Here is a 12,640-nt window from a genome sequence, read left to right as displayed (position 1 = left end):
TCGATCACCGCCCAGGCGGCGTCAGAAATCTCCCCATCCCTCACGACCGGACCAACGATCCGATGATCGGAAAGACACCCCCTAGGGCCTGCCGTCGAACTCCCGCCTGCTCCGCGACGCCTGGCACGCGCTCTCGCCGCGCCGGGCGAAACGGGAGTTCGACGACAGGCCCTAGACCGCGACGCCCGAGCAGTCCCCCTCGCGTGCCGCCCCGGCGATCCGCAGGGCGGCGTCCGCCACGGCCTCCGCGAAGGCCGTCACCGGCCGGGCCGGGTCCGACCGGCGGATCAGCATGGCGCCCTCGACCAGCCCGAAGACGAGGTCTCCCCGCAGCGCCAGGGCGCCCCGCTCCGCGGCGAGTTCGGCCCCCGCCGGGGTCGCGGCGAGCAGCGTCCCGTACGCCTCGCGCAGCTCGGCGCGCATCCGCCGGAACCGTGCGAACCGCGATCCGGCCACCTCGGGCAGCAGGTAGAGGGCGCCGAGGTGGTACGGGCCCCCGCACAGCAGCAGGACGTCCGAGCGGCACAGCTCCCACAGCCGCTGCGCGGCGGGCCGGGCGCGGTCCGCGAGGAGCGGCCGGGCCAGCCGCAGTGAGGGGGCGACCGTCGACTCCAGCAGTTCGGCGAGGAGTTCCTCCTTGCCGCCGAAGTAGTGGTAGAGCGTGGCCTGGCGGAGCCCGGCCCGCTCGGCCACCGTCCGGGTGGTGGTGGCCGCGTACCCGCGGACGGTGAACAACTCGGCCGCCGCGCACAGCAGTTCCTCGCGCGGCGGCCGTCCCGTGTACGGTCTTCGCCGGTCGGCGCGCGGCCGGCCGACCCGTCTCGGCCCCTCGCCGATCGCCCTGGTCATGGCTCGATCGTCGCACGGGGCCGCCCCGGAACGATCACGGCAGGAGATCAGATCCGGCCATGCCCGCTTCGGAGGAAGCCCCAAAGGGGCCTAGCCGACCGAGCTGTAGGCCACTACACCCCGCAGCAGTGCGTCGACGGCCTTGCGGGCGTTGCGCGCGACGGTGCTGCCGCCCTGCCCGGCGGGCGGCGCCGCCGCGGCGATCTGCCCGAGGACGTCGATGACCTGCTTGCACCAGCGCACGAAGTCGCCGGCCGGCATGTCGGCCTCGCGCAGCACCTCGTCCAGGCTCCGGTCGGAGGCCCACTGGTACGCGGCCCACGCGAAGCCCAGGTCGGGCTCGCGCTGGCCGACGCCCTCGGCCTGGTTGATGCGGTGCTCCTCCTCCAGGGCGTCGAGGCGGCCCCAGATGCGGACCATCTCGCCGAGCGCCGCCTTCGCGGCACCGCCGGGGACCTTCGGGGCGACCGCGTCGTCGGACTGGCGGGCCTCGAAGACGAGCGCCGAGACGCAGGCGGCCAGCTCCGCCGGGCTGAGGCCCTCCCACACGCCGGCGCGCAGGCATTCGGAGGCGAGCAGGTCGAGTTCCCCGTAGAGCCGGGCCAGGCGCTTGCCGTGCTCGGTCACCTCGTCCTCGCGCAGGTAGTCGAGCTCGGTGAGGAGGGCGTGGATGCGGTCGAAGGTGCGGGCGATGGTGTTCGTCCGGCCCTCGATGCGCCGCTCCAGGGCCTTGGTGTCGCGCTGGAGACGCAGGAAGCGCTCGGCCCAGCGGGCGTGGTCCTCGCGCTCGTCGCAGCCGTGGCAGGGGTGCGCCCGCAGCGCGGCGCGCAGCCGCGCGATCTCGCGGTCGTCGGCGGCGGCCGCGCGGCCGCGGCGGCTGCGCTCGACGGTGACGTGCCCGGCCTTGGCGCGCAGCGCGGACGCCAGGTCCCTTCGGGACTGCGGGGAGCGGGGGTTGAAGGTCCGCGGGATCCGCATCCGGTCGATGGGCTCGACGGGGACCGGGAAGTCGATGGAGGCGAGCCGCTTGACCTGCCGCTCGGCGGTCAGGACGAGCGGGCGCGGCCCTTCGGCGTACTCGTGGCCGCGGTGCCCGTGGACCCGCCCGGCGGGGACGCCCGGGTCGAGGACGAGGGCGAGCCCGGCGAACTTGCCGGTCGGGACGTGGATGACGTCGCCCGGCTTGAGCCGCTCCAGCGAGGACGCCGCCTGGGCGCGGCGCTGGGCCGCGCCCTGCTTGGCGAGTTCCGTCTCGCGGTCCTTCAGGTCGCGGCGCAGCTGCGCGTACTCCTCGAAGTTCCCGAGGTGGCAGGTCATGCCCTCGCGGTAGCCGGCGAGGCCCTCCTCGTTGCGCTGGACCTGCCGGGAGATCCCGACGACGGAGCGGTCGGCCTGGAACTGCGCGAAGGAGGTCTCCAGGAGCTCTCGCGAGCGGTGCCGGCCGAACTGCTGCACCAGGTTGACGGCCATGTTGTAGGACGGCTTGAAGCTGGAGCGCAGCGGGTACGTGCGGGTGCCGGCGAGGCCGGCGAGCTGGACCGGGTCCATGCCGCGCTGCCAGAGGACGACGGCGTGGCCCTCGACGTCGATGCCGCGCCGGCCCGCGCGGCCGGTGAGCTGGGTGTACTCGCCGGGGGTGATGTCGGCGTGCTGCTCGCCGTTCCACTTGACGAGCTTCTCGAGGATGACCGTGCGGGCGGGCATGTTGATGCCGAGTGCAAGGGTCTCCGTGGCGAAGACGACCTTGACGAGGCCGCGGGTGAAGAGCTCCTCCACGACCTCCTTGAAGGTGGGGAGCATGCCGGCGTGGTGGGCGGCGATGCCGCGCTCCAGGCCTTCGAGCCACTCGTAGTAGCCGAGGACGTGCAGGTCTTCGGCCGGGATGGAGGCGGTCCGCTCCTCGACGAGGGTGCGGACCTTCAGCCGGGCCGCCTCGTCGTTCAGGCGGAGCCCTGCGAAGAGGCACTGCTGGACGGCGGCTTCGCAGCCGGCGCGGCTGAAGATGAAGTTGATGGCGGGGAGCAGGCCGTCGCCGTCGAGGCGGGCGATGACCTCGGGGCGGCCGGGGGTCCAGATGCGGCTGCGGGAGCGCCGTTCGCGTTCGCGGTCTGCCTCGCGGACCATCTTGCCGCGGCGCCGGTCCCGCGGGTTGTAGGTGCGGCTGTTCTCCTCGCGCGCCATGCGGAGCAGGTCGGGGTTGACCTCGCGGCGGGCGGAGCCGCGGCCGCCGTGGTCGGTCTCCTCCTCGAAGAGGTCGTAGATGCGGCGGCCGGCCATGACGTGCTGCCACAGCGGGACGGGCCGCTCCTCGGAGACGATCACCTCGGTGTCGCCGCGGACGGTGTCGAGCCAGTCGCCGAACTCCTCCGCGTTGGAGACGGTGGCGGACAGGGAGACGAGCGTCACCGACTCGGGGAGGTGGATGATGACCTCCTCCCAGACGGCGCCGCGGAACCGGTCGGAGAGGTAGTGCACCTCGTCCATGACGACGTAGCCGAGGCCGAGCAGCGACTGGGAGCCTGCGTACAGCATGTTGCGGAGCACCTCGGTGGTCATGACGACCACGGGCGCTTCGGAGTTGACGCTGTTGTCGCCGGTCAGCAGGCCGACCCTGTCCGCGCCGTAGCGCTTGACGAGGTCGGTGTACTTCTGGTTCGACAGGGCCTTGATCGGCGTCGTGTAGAAGCACTTGCGGCCCTGCTGCAGGGCCAGGTGGACGGCGAACTCGCCGACGATGGTCTTGCCGGACCCGGTGGGGGCGGCGACGAGCACGCCCTTGCCGGCTTCCAGCGCCTTGCAGGCGTCGACCTGGTAGCCGTCCAGGTCGAAGTCGTACAGCTCGCGGAAGGGGGCCAGCGCGGTGGCCTCTTCGGCGGCGCGGATCCGGGCGGCGGCGTACCGCTCGGCGGGTGAGAGTTCCTCGGTCATCTTGTAGTCGAGCCTACCCGTCGCCTCCGACAACAGTCGCGATCTTTATGCCCGCTCCGGGGCCTCCCGCATCCCCGGCGGCGGGCCCGGTCACGCGAGGACGCGGACGGCTCCGGGGACGCACTCGGCGGTCACGGGCAGCGGGGCGACGGGCTCCCCGTCCGCCCAGGCCGTCAGCCCCGGGGCCTCCAGGGCGACCCTGGCCGCGCGGTGCACGGTGACGGCCGGGTGGCCGAGGTGGGTGCCCCGGTAGACCTTGGGGAAGACCGTGAGGAGGGTGGTGCGGCTGCAGCCGCCGACGACCACGACGTCGAAGAGCCCGTCGTCGGGGGCGGCGTCCGCGCAGATCCGCATGCCGCCGCCGTAGGAGGGCCCGTTGCCGACGGCGACCAGGGTGGCCTCGGTCTCCAGGGCGGGGCCGCCGTCGAGGGTGATCCGGTACGGGAACGGCCGGAAGGCGGCCAGCTCGGCCAGCATGGCGAGGTCGTACTTGAAGCGGCCGGCGGGCAGCCGCATCCGGTTGCCGCGGTCGTTGACCCGCGAGTCGAAGCCGGAGCACAGCACGGTGGCGAACCAGGTGCCGGCGGCCCGGCCCAGGTCGATCTCGCGGAAGCGGCTCTCCTTGAGCGCCCCGGCGGCCAGCCGGCCCGCGCGGGCGGGCTCGCGGACGGGGAGCCCGAGGGAGCGCGCGAAGTCGTTGCCGGTCCCGACGGCGACGACGCCGAGCGGGACGAGCGTCCCGGCGAGGGCCTGGAGCGCGAGGGAGACCACGCCGTCGCCGCCGACGGCGACCACCGCGCCGGTGCCGCCGCGGACGGCGCTGCGCAGCCGGGCCAGGGCGTCCCCGGCGTCGGTGCCGACGACGGTGCGGACGTGGAACCCGGCGGCCCGGAGCGCGGCGGCGGCCGGCTGCGCGGCGTGCGCGCCCCGGCCGCGGCCGGCGGCCGGGTTGACGAAGAGGGTGATCTCGGCGCTCACCCCGGTGAATGTACCTGTCAGGTGGCGTCGTCGTAACCGTTGACCCGGCGGGTGCCTCCGTCGGCCTGCTCGGGCAGGGCGGCCGGGGCCGGGACGGCCTCGACGGCGCCGATCGGGGCGGGGGTCAGGTCCAGGTCGGCGGCCTCGTCGTCGGAGAGCCCGGCGTCGGGGTCCTTGCGGCGCCGCCTGCGGTCGTTGACCAGGCAGACGCCGAGCGCGAGGAAGTAGAGGGCGACGATCGGCGCGGCGAGGGAGAGCATGGTGAGCGGGTCGCCGGTGGGCGTCGCGAACGCGGCGAAGACCGTGATGCCGAGGATCATGCCGCGCCACCAGCCGGCGAGGCGCTTGGCGGTGACGACGCCGGTGAAGTTCAGCAGGATCAGCAGCAGCGGCAGCTCGAAGGCGAGGCCGAAGACGATGACCATGCGGGTGACGAGGTCGAGGTAGTCGTCGACCGGGAGCAGGTTGCGGGCGTGCTCGGGGGTGAAGTCGAGGAGGATCGTCGCGGTCTGCGGGAGCAGGCGGTAGGCGAGGACGGCGCCGGCGCCGAAGAGCGGCGCGCCGAGGGCGACGAAGCCCATCGCGTACTTCTTCTCGTGGCTGTGCAGGCCGGGTGCGACGAACGCCCACAGCTGGTAGAGCCAGACCGGGGCGGAGAGCACCACGCCGGCCATGAGGGAGACCTTGAGGGCGATCGAGATGGGGGCGATGAGGCCGTTGACCGTCATGTCGGCGCAGGGCCGGCCGTTGCGCTGCGAGACCACGCCGTTGGTGCAGCCGACGGAGTCCAGCATCGGCTTCAGCAGGAAGTCGATGACGTCCTTGTAGAAGAAGGCCGCCACGATGGTGATCACGAGGATCGCCAGGACCGACTTCAGCAGGCGGTTTCTCAGCTCACGCAGGTGCTCGACCAGCGGCATGCGCCCTTCGGCGTCCTTGTGCTGCTTGTCGTGCTTCTCCTGCTTGCGGGCAGACTTGAGCAACCCACGTCCCTCGTCTCGCATCGATGACCGTTGTCCCGTGATCGCGGCCCGGTCGTGACCGCGGCCGGGCTGCGGGGGCTCAGCCCTGGGCGGTGTGGTTCGGCTCGGCGACGGGGCGGGAGCCGGTCACGTCGCCGGGTGCGGCCTTGATGGTGCGCGGGGCGGCCTGCTGCGGCGCCGGGTCGGCGGTGCGGGCGGCGGCGTCGTCGGCGGCGTTCTCGTTCTTCATGGCCTTGGCCTCGCTCTTGAGGATGCGGGCCGACTTGCCGAGGGAGCGGGCCATCTCGGGAAGCTTCTTCGCGCCGAACAGCAGGACGATGACAGCGATGATCAGAAGGATCTCGAGGGGCTTCAGATTGCCGATCATGTGTGTCTTCCTTCTCACCGGACGGCTGCTTGTGGTCGGGCGGACGCGCAGGGTGATCCGACACGGCCGCTGCAAGGATCGTAACCCCCTGGGGTTAACGTCCGGCAATCCCCCGGCGTATCCCGTCTTGCGCACCGCTCCGACAGGCGGTGAGTGGCCTGAACCGTGCATGCCATAAGGCCGCCGTCGAAGGTTTCGGGGCCGCCGGACGGTTCAGCGGCCCGCGGTCCGGCCCGCCCGGGCCAGGTCGGAGGCCGCCTGCTCCAGCTCGCCCGAGGCCTCGGCGATGCGGCGGCTGGCCAGGGCGACCTGGCCGGACAGCCGGCGCACCTCGGTGAAGACCCGCAGGGCCATGACGGCGAGGACGGTGAGCCCGAGGAACCCCAGGGCGATTGCGAGCATCGGCCACAGCATGGGACGAGCCTAGGCCACCGGCGGCGTCAGACGCTGCGCAGGGTGCTCACGCCGCCGCCGGTCAGGAGCTCGACGATCCGCTCCCCGGCCGGCTTGCGGACGGCCGACCCGCAGCGGGGGCAGGTGAAGGAGTAGAACGTGGTCCGCCGGCTGCCGCCGATGACGAGCCGCAGGGCGGCCGCGTCCAGCTCGAAGCGGGCCCGGCAGTCGGTGCAGGCCGCCTTGAAGGCGACCGGCCCGGCGGCCGCGGCGGACCGGCCACGCGACCCGGCACCGGCGTGCCCGCCCCCCGGCCCAGACATTGGCGACATCCTCGGCGCTCCCCTCACCCGTACGTCTTGACTGCACTGCGGCCCCGCCGCCCGCGCGGCGCGGCGTGCTCAGGCCGTTTCGCCGTAGCCGGCGAGCGCCTCGCGGGCCGCCTGCCGCGCGCTGTCGGCGAGGCCCTCGGGCGAGACGATCCGGCCGTCGCGGCCGAGGCGCAGCGCGAGGCGGCGCAGCGAGGCCGGATCGGGGCTGCGCAGGGTGATGCGCAGGCCGCCGTCGGACAGCTCCTCGGCGCTGTCATGGGGGTAGTACTCGGCGACCCAGCGGCCGGCCGGGCCGACCTCGACGACGACCTCGGGGTCCTCGGCGGCGGGCTGCACCAGCCCGACGGACAGGTCGCGCGGCTCGATGGCGGGCGGCTCGGAGCGCTCGTCGAGGAGGCGGATCTCGGCCACCCGGTCGAGGCGGAAGGTGCGGCGCGCCTCGGAGAGGTGGCACCAGCCCTCCATGTACGTGTGCCCCACCGCGAACAGCCGGATCGGGTCGACGGTGCGCTCGGTGAGCTCGTCGCGGGCGGGCGAGTAGTAGCGCAGCCAGAGGCGGCGGCGCTCGGAGATGGCGCGGTCGACGTCCGCGAAGACGCCGCCCTCCGCCTCGAAGGTCACCGAGAGCCGGGAGCTGGCCCCGGCGGCCTCGCCGGCCGCGGCCTCCAGCTTGGCGGTGGCGCGCAGCAGGGCGTCGCGGTCGCTCTCGCGCAGGCCGGGCAGGGTCGCGACGGCGCGGGCCGCGACGAGCAGGGCGGTCGCCTCGTCGGCGGCGAGGCGCAGCGGCTCGGCGGTGGACTCGCCGGAGGCGTCGGCGTTGTGCCACCAGATGCGCTCGCCGTCGGTGTCGATGTCGAGGAGGTCGCCGCCGCGGAAGCTGGTCCCGCACATGGGCAGCACGTCGAGGTCGGAGATCAGCTCGTCCTCGGTGATGCCGAAGGCGCGGGCGACGTCGGCGACGTGCGCTCCGGGGCGCTCGCGCAGGTAGGTCACCAGGGACAGCATCCGGCGGGTCTGGTCGATGGCGTTGGCGGCCATGCTGGTAGGTCTCCCCCTCAGGGCATCCCGCGGGAGGCGGGGTGCGGTGTGCGTACGGTGCGGGCGCGGGTGGCGGTGGGTGCGGCGGCCAGGCGCCCCCGCGGTCCGGGCCCCTCGGCGCGGCCGGACGGATCGGCCGGCCGGGGGCGCCCGGGCGGTTCTCAGCCTGCGGCGACCGCGCGGAGCCGGTCCACGACGTCGGCCCGCAGGTCGGCCGGCTCCACGACCACCACGTCCGGCCCGAACTCTACGAGCCAGGCGTCGAGCCCGTGCCCGTACGGGATCTCCAGCTCGTCCCAGCCGTCGGAGCCCTCGCGGACGGCGGTGGCCTTGGCGCGCAGCGGGTAGCCGGCGCCGGCCCGGAGCCGGATGAGGGCGGACCGCTCCGCGCTCTCCCCCGCCCAGGCGGCGACGGTCTCGCGCACGGTGACCACGTCGGGCACGTCGGCGGTGTACTTGCCGGCCCGGGAGCGGACCCTGCCGGTGATGCGGGAGAGCCGGAAGACGCGCTCCGCGCCGCGGTCGCGGTCGTGGCCGGCGAGGTACCAGTGGCCGCGCCAGCATTCGAGGGCCCAGGGCTCCACCTGCCGGGTCTCGGGCCGGGCGGCGGTGGACTTGCGGTAGTCGAAGACGACGGGCCGGCGGTCGCGGCAGGCCAGCATGAGCGGCTCGAACGCAGCCTCGTGGACGGGGATGCGCGGCTCGATGGCGCTGTGCTGCCCCTCGAAGGGGTTGTCCGCCTCGGGCATGCCGCCCGCGCGCAGCTTCTGCAGCGCGCCGCTGGCGGCGCCGGCGAGGCGGGCCTGCTGCCACACCTTGGCGGCCAGGCCCAGGGCGGCTGCCTCCTCCGCGTCCAGGGAGACCGGCGGGAGGCGGTTGCTGTCGCGGCGCGCCAGGTAGCCGGTCTCGCCGTCGAGGTTCTCCACCGTCTCGATGACCAGGCCGAGTTCGCGCAGATCGTCCTTGTCCCGCTCGAACATGCGGTTGAAGGATTCGTCGTTGCCCGCTTCCATGTACGCCTCGATGGAGCCGCGGAGCTCGCGCTTGCTCAGCGGCCGACGGGTCCCCAACAGGCACAGCGCCAGGTTCATCAGCCGCTCGGCCTTGGCAATCGCCATCGACGCCCTTCCGCCTTTCTCCCGCTTCCCGCGCGGTGCGGGTTCCGTGACCGTTGACCGTACCGCCCCGGCGCTCAAGGGCAAAAGCGAGGGCCCCCGCCTCACGGCGGGGGCCCCTGCGGTGCTGCCGGTGACGGGTCAGACGCCCATCAGGTCGCAGACGAAGATCAGCGTCTCGCCCGGCTTGATGGCCGGGGTCGGGCTGTGGTCGCCGTAGGCGAGGTGGGCGGGGATCGTCAGCTTGCGGCGGCCGCCGACCTTCATGCCCTCGACGCCCTTGTCCCAGCCCTTGATGACCTGGCCGATGCCCAGGATGAACTGGAGCGGTGCGCCGCGGTTCCAGGAGGCGTCGAACTCCTCGCCGGTGGAGAAGGCGACACCCACGTAGTGCACGGAGACCTTGGAACCGGCCGTGGCCACGGCGCCGTCGCCCTCCCAGATGTCCTCGATCACGAGGTCGGCCGGGGCCGGGCCCTCGGGGAAGTCGATCTCGGGCTTCTCGAGCTTGTCGCTCACGGAACTGCTCCTCAAAACGGTGAACGGGCCCCTCCAGCGGTGGCTGGAGGGACAACCGGGACAGTCTTACATCACTGCGAGGATGTCGAGGCTGAAGACGAGCGTCGAGTTCGCGGGGATCGTCCCCTGCTGCTTGTCGCCGAAGCCCTGGTCCGGCGGGATGACGAGGAGGATGCGGCTGCCGACCTTCTTGCCGACCAGGCCCTCCTTCAGGCCCTTGACGGAGATGTCGCCGATGGGCCACGTCACGGTCTGGTCCAGGGCGTAGGTGCTCTCGAAGGTCTTGTCGTCCTTCCACGTCTTGCCGTGGAACTTGACGACGACGCTGTCGGAGTCCTTGACGGCCGGGCCGTCGCCCTCCAGCACGTAGTTCGAGACCAGCTTGGCCGGCGGCTCGGCGTCCTTCGGGACGGCCACGGAGACTTCCTTGCCGTCCGTGTTGGTACCGATCTGCGGCAGGGCCTTGTCGCCCTGGGGGACCTCCTTGCCGGCGGCGGAGGCCGGGATGCTGGTGCCCTTGACGATGTCGACGACGAAGACGAGCGTTGCGCCGCCCTTGATCTTCGGCGGGGAGCCCTTCTCGCCGTAGCCGAGGTCGGGCGGGATGACCAGTTCGAGGCGGCTGCCGACCTTGCGGCCCTCCAGGCCCTGGTCCCAGCCCTTGATGACGGCGCCCGCGCCGATCGTCACCTCGAAGGGCTTGCCCTTGCCGAAGCTCTGGTCGAACGGCTCGGTGCCGTCCCAGACCTGGCCGAGGTAGTTGACCTGGGCGACGTCGCCCTTCTTCAGCGCGGGGCCGGTGCCCTCGCTGATGGTCTCCACCTTCAGTTCCTTCGGCGGTTCGCCCTCGCCCTTGGACAGGGTCGGGGTCTCACCGAACTTGGCGCCCTTGGTGATCGCGGGCACCCCGTTCTTCATCTCGGCCTTGGTGTCGGCGGAGTCGGAGCCGCTGTCGCCACAGGCTGCTGTCGACAACAGCAGAAGGGGTACGACCAGCAGGCCGGCAAGTCGGCGCACGTGTTCCTCAGATCTCAGACGGCAACGGTCCTCGCCACTCTAAGGCGTGCGCGGGGCCCCGTACGAGATCCGTACGGGGCCCCGGGCCGGATCGGTGGTATGTCACATACCGGCGATCAGCTTCTCTACGCGGTCGTCGACCGCCCGGAAGGGGTCCTTGCACAGCACGGTCCGCTGCGCCTGGTCGTTCAGCTTCAGGTGCACCCAGTCCACCGTGAAGTCGCGCCGCTGCTCCTGCGCCCGGCGGATGAAGTCGCCGCGCAGCCGCGCCCTCGTGGTCTGCGGGGGCACCGACTTCCCCTCGAAGATCTTGAGGTCGTTGCAGATCCGCGCCGCCTGCCCCTTCCTCTCCAGCAGGTAGTACAGGCCGCGCCGGCGGTGGATGTCGTGGTAGGCGAGGTCTATCTGCGCCACCCTCGGATTCGACATGGTCATGCCGTGCTTGGCGCGGTAGCGCTCGATCAGCTGGTGCTTCATGACCCAGTCGATCTCCGTCGCGATCCGGCCCAGGTCCTGCTCCTCGATCGCGTCCAGCGTGCGGCCCCACAGCTCCAGCACCCGGTCCACCGTGCCGGTGCGGATCCCGCGGCGCTCGGCGAAGTCCACCGCCTTGTCGTAATACTCGCGCTGGATCTCCAGGGCGGAGGCCTCGCGGCCGCTCGCCAGCCGCACCTTGCGCTGACCCGTGGTGTCGTGGCTGACCTCGCGGATCGCCCGGATCGGGTTCTCCAGGGTCAGGTCCCGCATCACCGTGCCCGCCTCGATCATGCGCAGCACCAGGTCGGTGGCGCCGACCTTGAGCAGCATGGTCGTCTCGGACATGTTCGAGTCGCCCACGATCACGTGCAGGCGGCGGTAGCGCTCCGCGTCCGCGTGCGGCTCGTCGCGCGTGTTGATGATGGGGCGCGAGCGCGTCGTGGCCGAGCTGACGCCCTCCCAGATGTGCTCGGCCCGCTGGCTCACGCAGTAGACGGCGCCCCGCGGCGTCTGCAGCACCTTGCCCGCCCCGCAGATCAGCTGCCGCGTGACCAGGAACGGAATCAGGATGTCCGCGAGGCGGGAGAATTCCCCGTGCCGCGCCACCAGATAGTTTTCGTGGCAGCCGTACGAGTTGCCCGCCGAGTCCGTGTTGTTCTTGAAGAGGTAGACGTCGCCTGCGATTCCCTCCTCGTGCAGACGGCGCTCGGCGTCGACGAGGAGGCCCTCGAGAATGCGCTCGCCGGCCTTGTCGTGGGTGACCAGTTCGGTCACGTTGTCGCATTCAGGAGTTGCATATTCCGGATGCGATCCCACGTCGAGGTACAGGCGGGCGCCGTTCCGCAGGAAGACATTGCTGCTGCGGCCCCATGACACGACACGGCGGAAGAGGTAGCGCGCCACTTCGTCAGGAGACAGTCGGCGCTGTCCCCTGAACGTGCACGTGACGCCGTACTCGTTCTCCAGCCCGAAAATGCGGCGGTCCATGACTGAACATTACGCCTTTGGACCTCTTCTGAAACCGGGTTCGAGAACGCCGTTTCGATCAATTGTCGACGAGCAGCGCCCCGTCACCCTCCGGGACCGGCTCCGCGGAGCCCGTCACGGTCCGGGAGCGGCCGGGAGCGGACAGGATCCGCTGAGTGGCCGTCAGCACCGCCAGGGCGGCCGCCCCGGCCCCGCAGGCGACCGCGAACCCGGACGTCACGCCGCCCAGTTCCACGGCCGGGCCGGCCGCCGCCGTGCCCGCGGCCGCGCCCACGCCGAAGAAGGTCACCAGCCAGGAGAACGCCTCCGTCACCGTGCCCGCCGGGGCGTGCCGGTCGACGACGATGAACGCGCAGGCGATGGTCGGCGCCAGGAAGACGCCCGCCAGGGCCGTGAGCGCCGTCATGGCCACCGGGCCGGGCGTCAGCAGCAGCGGCAGGTAGCCCAGCGCCAGGAGGGCCACCAGCCACAGCAGCCGCCGCTCGGCCGGGCCGCTCCACTGCCGCGCCCCGTACGCCACGCCGCCGAGCAGGGCGCCCAAGCCCAGGGCGGCCATCAGCCAGCCGTAGACGCCCTGGCCGCCGTGGCCGTCGGCGTACGCCATGGCGGCCACCGTGATGGAGCCGAGGGCCGTGCCGACGAAGAAGAAGGCACCGA

Annotated in this window: 12 protein-coding genes and 1 pseudogene; all 13 read right to left on the bottom strand. The window is 72.5% G+C overall.

The annotated features are described in order from the left end of the window. Positions 1-171: 171 nt before the first annotated feature. On the bottom strand, positions 172-849 hold the full coding sequence (locus IE170_RS29510; RefSeq protein WP_189812532.1) for a TetR/AcrR family transcriptional regulator: 678 nt from the start codon (positions 847-849) through the stop codon (positions 172-174). Positions 850-939: 90 nt separating this feature from the next. After that, positions 940-3,777, bottom strand: a complete 2,838-nt coding sequence (locus IE170_RS29505) for a DEAD/DEAH box helicase (protein ID WP_189812531.1) — start codon at positions 3,775-3,777, stop codon at positions 940-942. A gap of 90 nt (positions 3,778-3,867) precedes the next feature. After that, positions 3,868-4,755 carry a diacylglycerol kinase gene (locus IE170_RS29500; protein ID WP_189812530.1) on the bottom strand — a complete coding sequence of 296 codons (888 nt, stop codon included), beginning with the start codon at positions 4,753-4,755 and terminating at the stop codon, positions 3,868-3,870. Between the two features lie 17 nt (positions 4,756-4,772). Beyond that, complete coding sequence (gene tatC, locus IE170_RS29495; protein ID WP_189812529.1) at positions 4,773-5,738, bottom strand: twin-arginine translocase subunit TatC; 966 nt, start codon at positions 5,736-5,738, stop codon at positions 4,773-4,775. A gap of 79 nt (positions 5,739-5,817) precedes the next feature. Further along, entirely contained in the window at positions 5,818-6,105 is a 288-nt protein-coding gene (tatA, locus tag IE170_RS29490; protein ID WP_189812528.1) for a Sec-independent protein translocase subunit TatA, read from the bottom strand. A 213-nt stretch (positions 6,106-6,318) separates the two neighbouring features. Beyond that, a complete protein-coding gene (locus tag IE170_RS29485) occupies positions 6,319-6,519 on the bottom strand; it encodes a hypothetical protein (protein ID WP_189812527.1) in 201 nt (66 codons plus the stop codon). Positions 6,520-6,545: 26 nt separating this feature from the next. Then, positions 6,546-6,821, bottom strand: coding sequence for a hypothetical protein (locus IE170_RS29480; protein WP_189812526.1), 276 nt, complete (start codon positions 6,819-6,821; stop codon positions 6,546-6,548). 78 nt (positions 6,822-6,899) lie between these two features. Then, positions 6,900-7,868: a helix-turn-helix transcriptional regulator gene (locus IE170_RS29475; RefSeq protein ID WP_189812525.1), complete on the bottom strand. Its 969-nt coding sequence runs from the start codon at positions 7,866-7,868 to the stop codon at positions 6,900-6,902. 161 nt (positions 7,869-8,029) lie between these two features. Beyond that, a complete protein-coding gene (locus IE170_RS29470; protein WP_189812524.1) occupies positions 8,030-8,986 on the bottom strand; it encodes a helix-turn-helix transcriptional regulator in 957 nt (318 codons plus the stop codon). Between the two features lie 138 nt (positions 8,987-9,124). Beyond that, positions 9,125-9,502, bottom strand: coding sequence for an FKBP-type peptidyl-prolyl cis-trans isomerase (locus tag IE170_RS29465; protein WP_114056878.1), 378 nt, complete (start codon positions 9,500-9,502; stop codon positions 9,125-9,127). A gap of 66 nt (positions 9,503-9,568) precedes the next feature. Further along, positions 9,569-10,519: an FKBP-type peptidyl-prolyl cis-trans isomerase gene (locus IE170_RS29460; RefSeq protein ID WP_189812523.1), complete on the bottom strand. Its 951-nt coding sequence runs from the start codon at positions 10,517-10,519 to the stop codon at positions 9,569-9,571. 102 nt (positions 10,520-10,621) lie between these two features. Then, a complete protein-coding gene (gene pafA / locus IE170_RS29455; RefSeq protein WP_189812522.1) occupies positions 10,622-11,983 on the bottom strand; it encodes a Pup--protein ligase in 1,362 nt (453 codons plus the stop codon). 9 nt (positions 11,984-11,992) lie between these two features. Further along, a pseudogene (locus tag IE170_RS33020) lies at positions 11,993-12,640 on the bottom strand (MFS transporter); the annotation flags it as partial.

Origin of the sequence: Streptomyces toxytricini, assembly GCF_014649915.1 — a bacterium.
In the GTDB taxonomy this organism is placed as follows: Bacteria; Actinomycetota; Actinomycetes; order Streptomycetales; family Streptomycetaceae; genus Streptomyces; species Streptomyces toxytricini.
Note: the sequence above shows the minus strand (reverse complement) of the source record. Positions and strands in the feature narration are given on the sequence as shown.

What these genes read in the sequence shown, in the direction of transcription:
- IE170_RS29480 (WP_189812526.1), bottom strand. Translation starts at nt 6,821, where the DNA reads ATGTCTGGGCCGGGGGGCGGGCACGCCGGTGCCGGGTCGCGTGGCCGG.
- pafA (WP_189812522.1), bottom strand. Translation starts at nt 11,983, where the DNA reads ATGGACCGCCGCATTTTCGGGCTGGAGAACGAGTACGGCGTCACGTGC.
- IE170_RS29505 (WP_189812531.1), bottom strand. Translation starts at nt 3,777, where the DNA reads ATGACCGAGGAACTCTCACCCGCCGAGCGGTACGCCGCCGCCCGGATC.
- IE170_RS29470 (WP_189812524.1), bottom strand. Translation starts at nt 8,986, where the DNA reads ATGGCGATTGCCAAGGCCGAGCGGCTGATGAACCTGGCGCTGTGCCTG.
- IE170_RS29475 (WP_189812525.1), bottom strand. Translation starts at nt 7,868, where the DNA reads ATGGCCGCCAACGCCATCGACCAGACCCGCCGGATGCTGTCCCTGGTG.
- tatA (WP_189812528.1), bottom strand. Translation starts at nt 6,105, where the DNA reads ATGATCGGCAATCTGAAGCCCCTCGAGATCCTTCTGATCATCGCTGTC.
- IE170_RS29485 (WP_189812527.1), bottom strand. Translation starts at nt 6,519, where the DNA reads ATGCTGTGGCCGATGCTCGCAATCGCCCTGGGGTTCCTCGGGCTCACC.
- IE170_RS29510 (WP_189812532.1), bottom strand. Translation starts at nt 849, where the DNA reads ATGACCAGGGCGATCGGCGAGGGGCCGAGACGGGTCGGCCGGCCGCGC.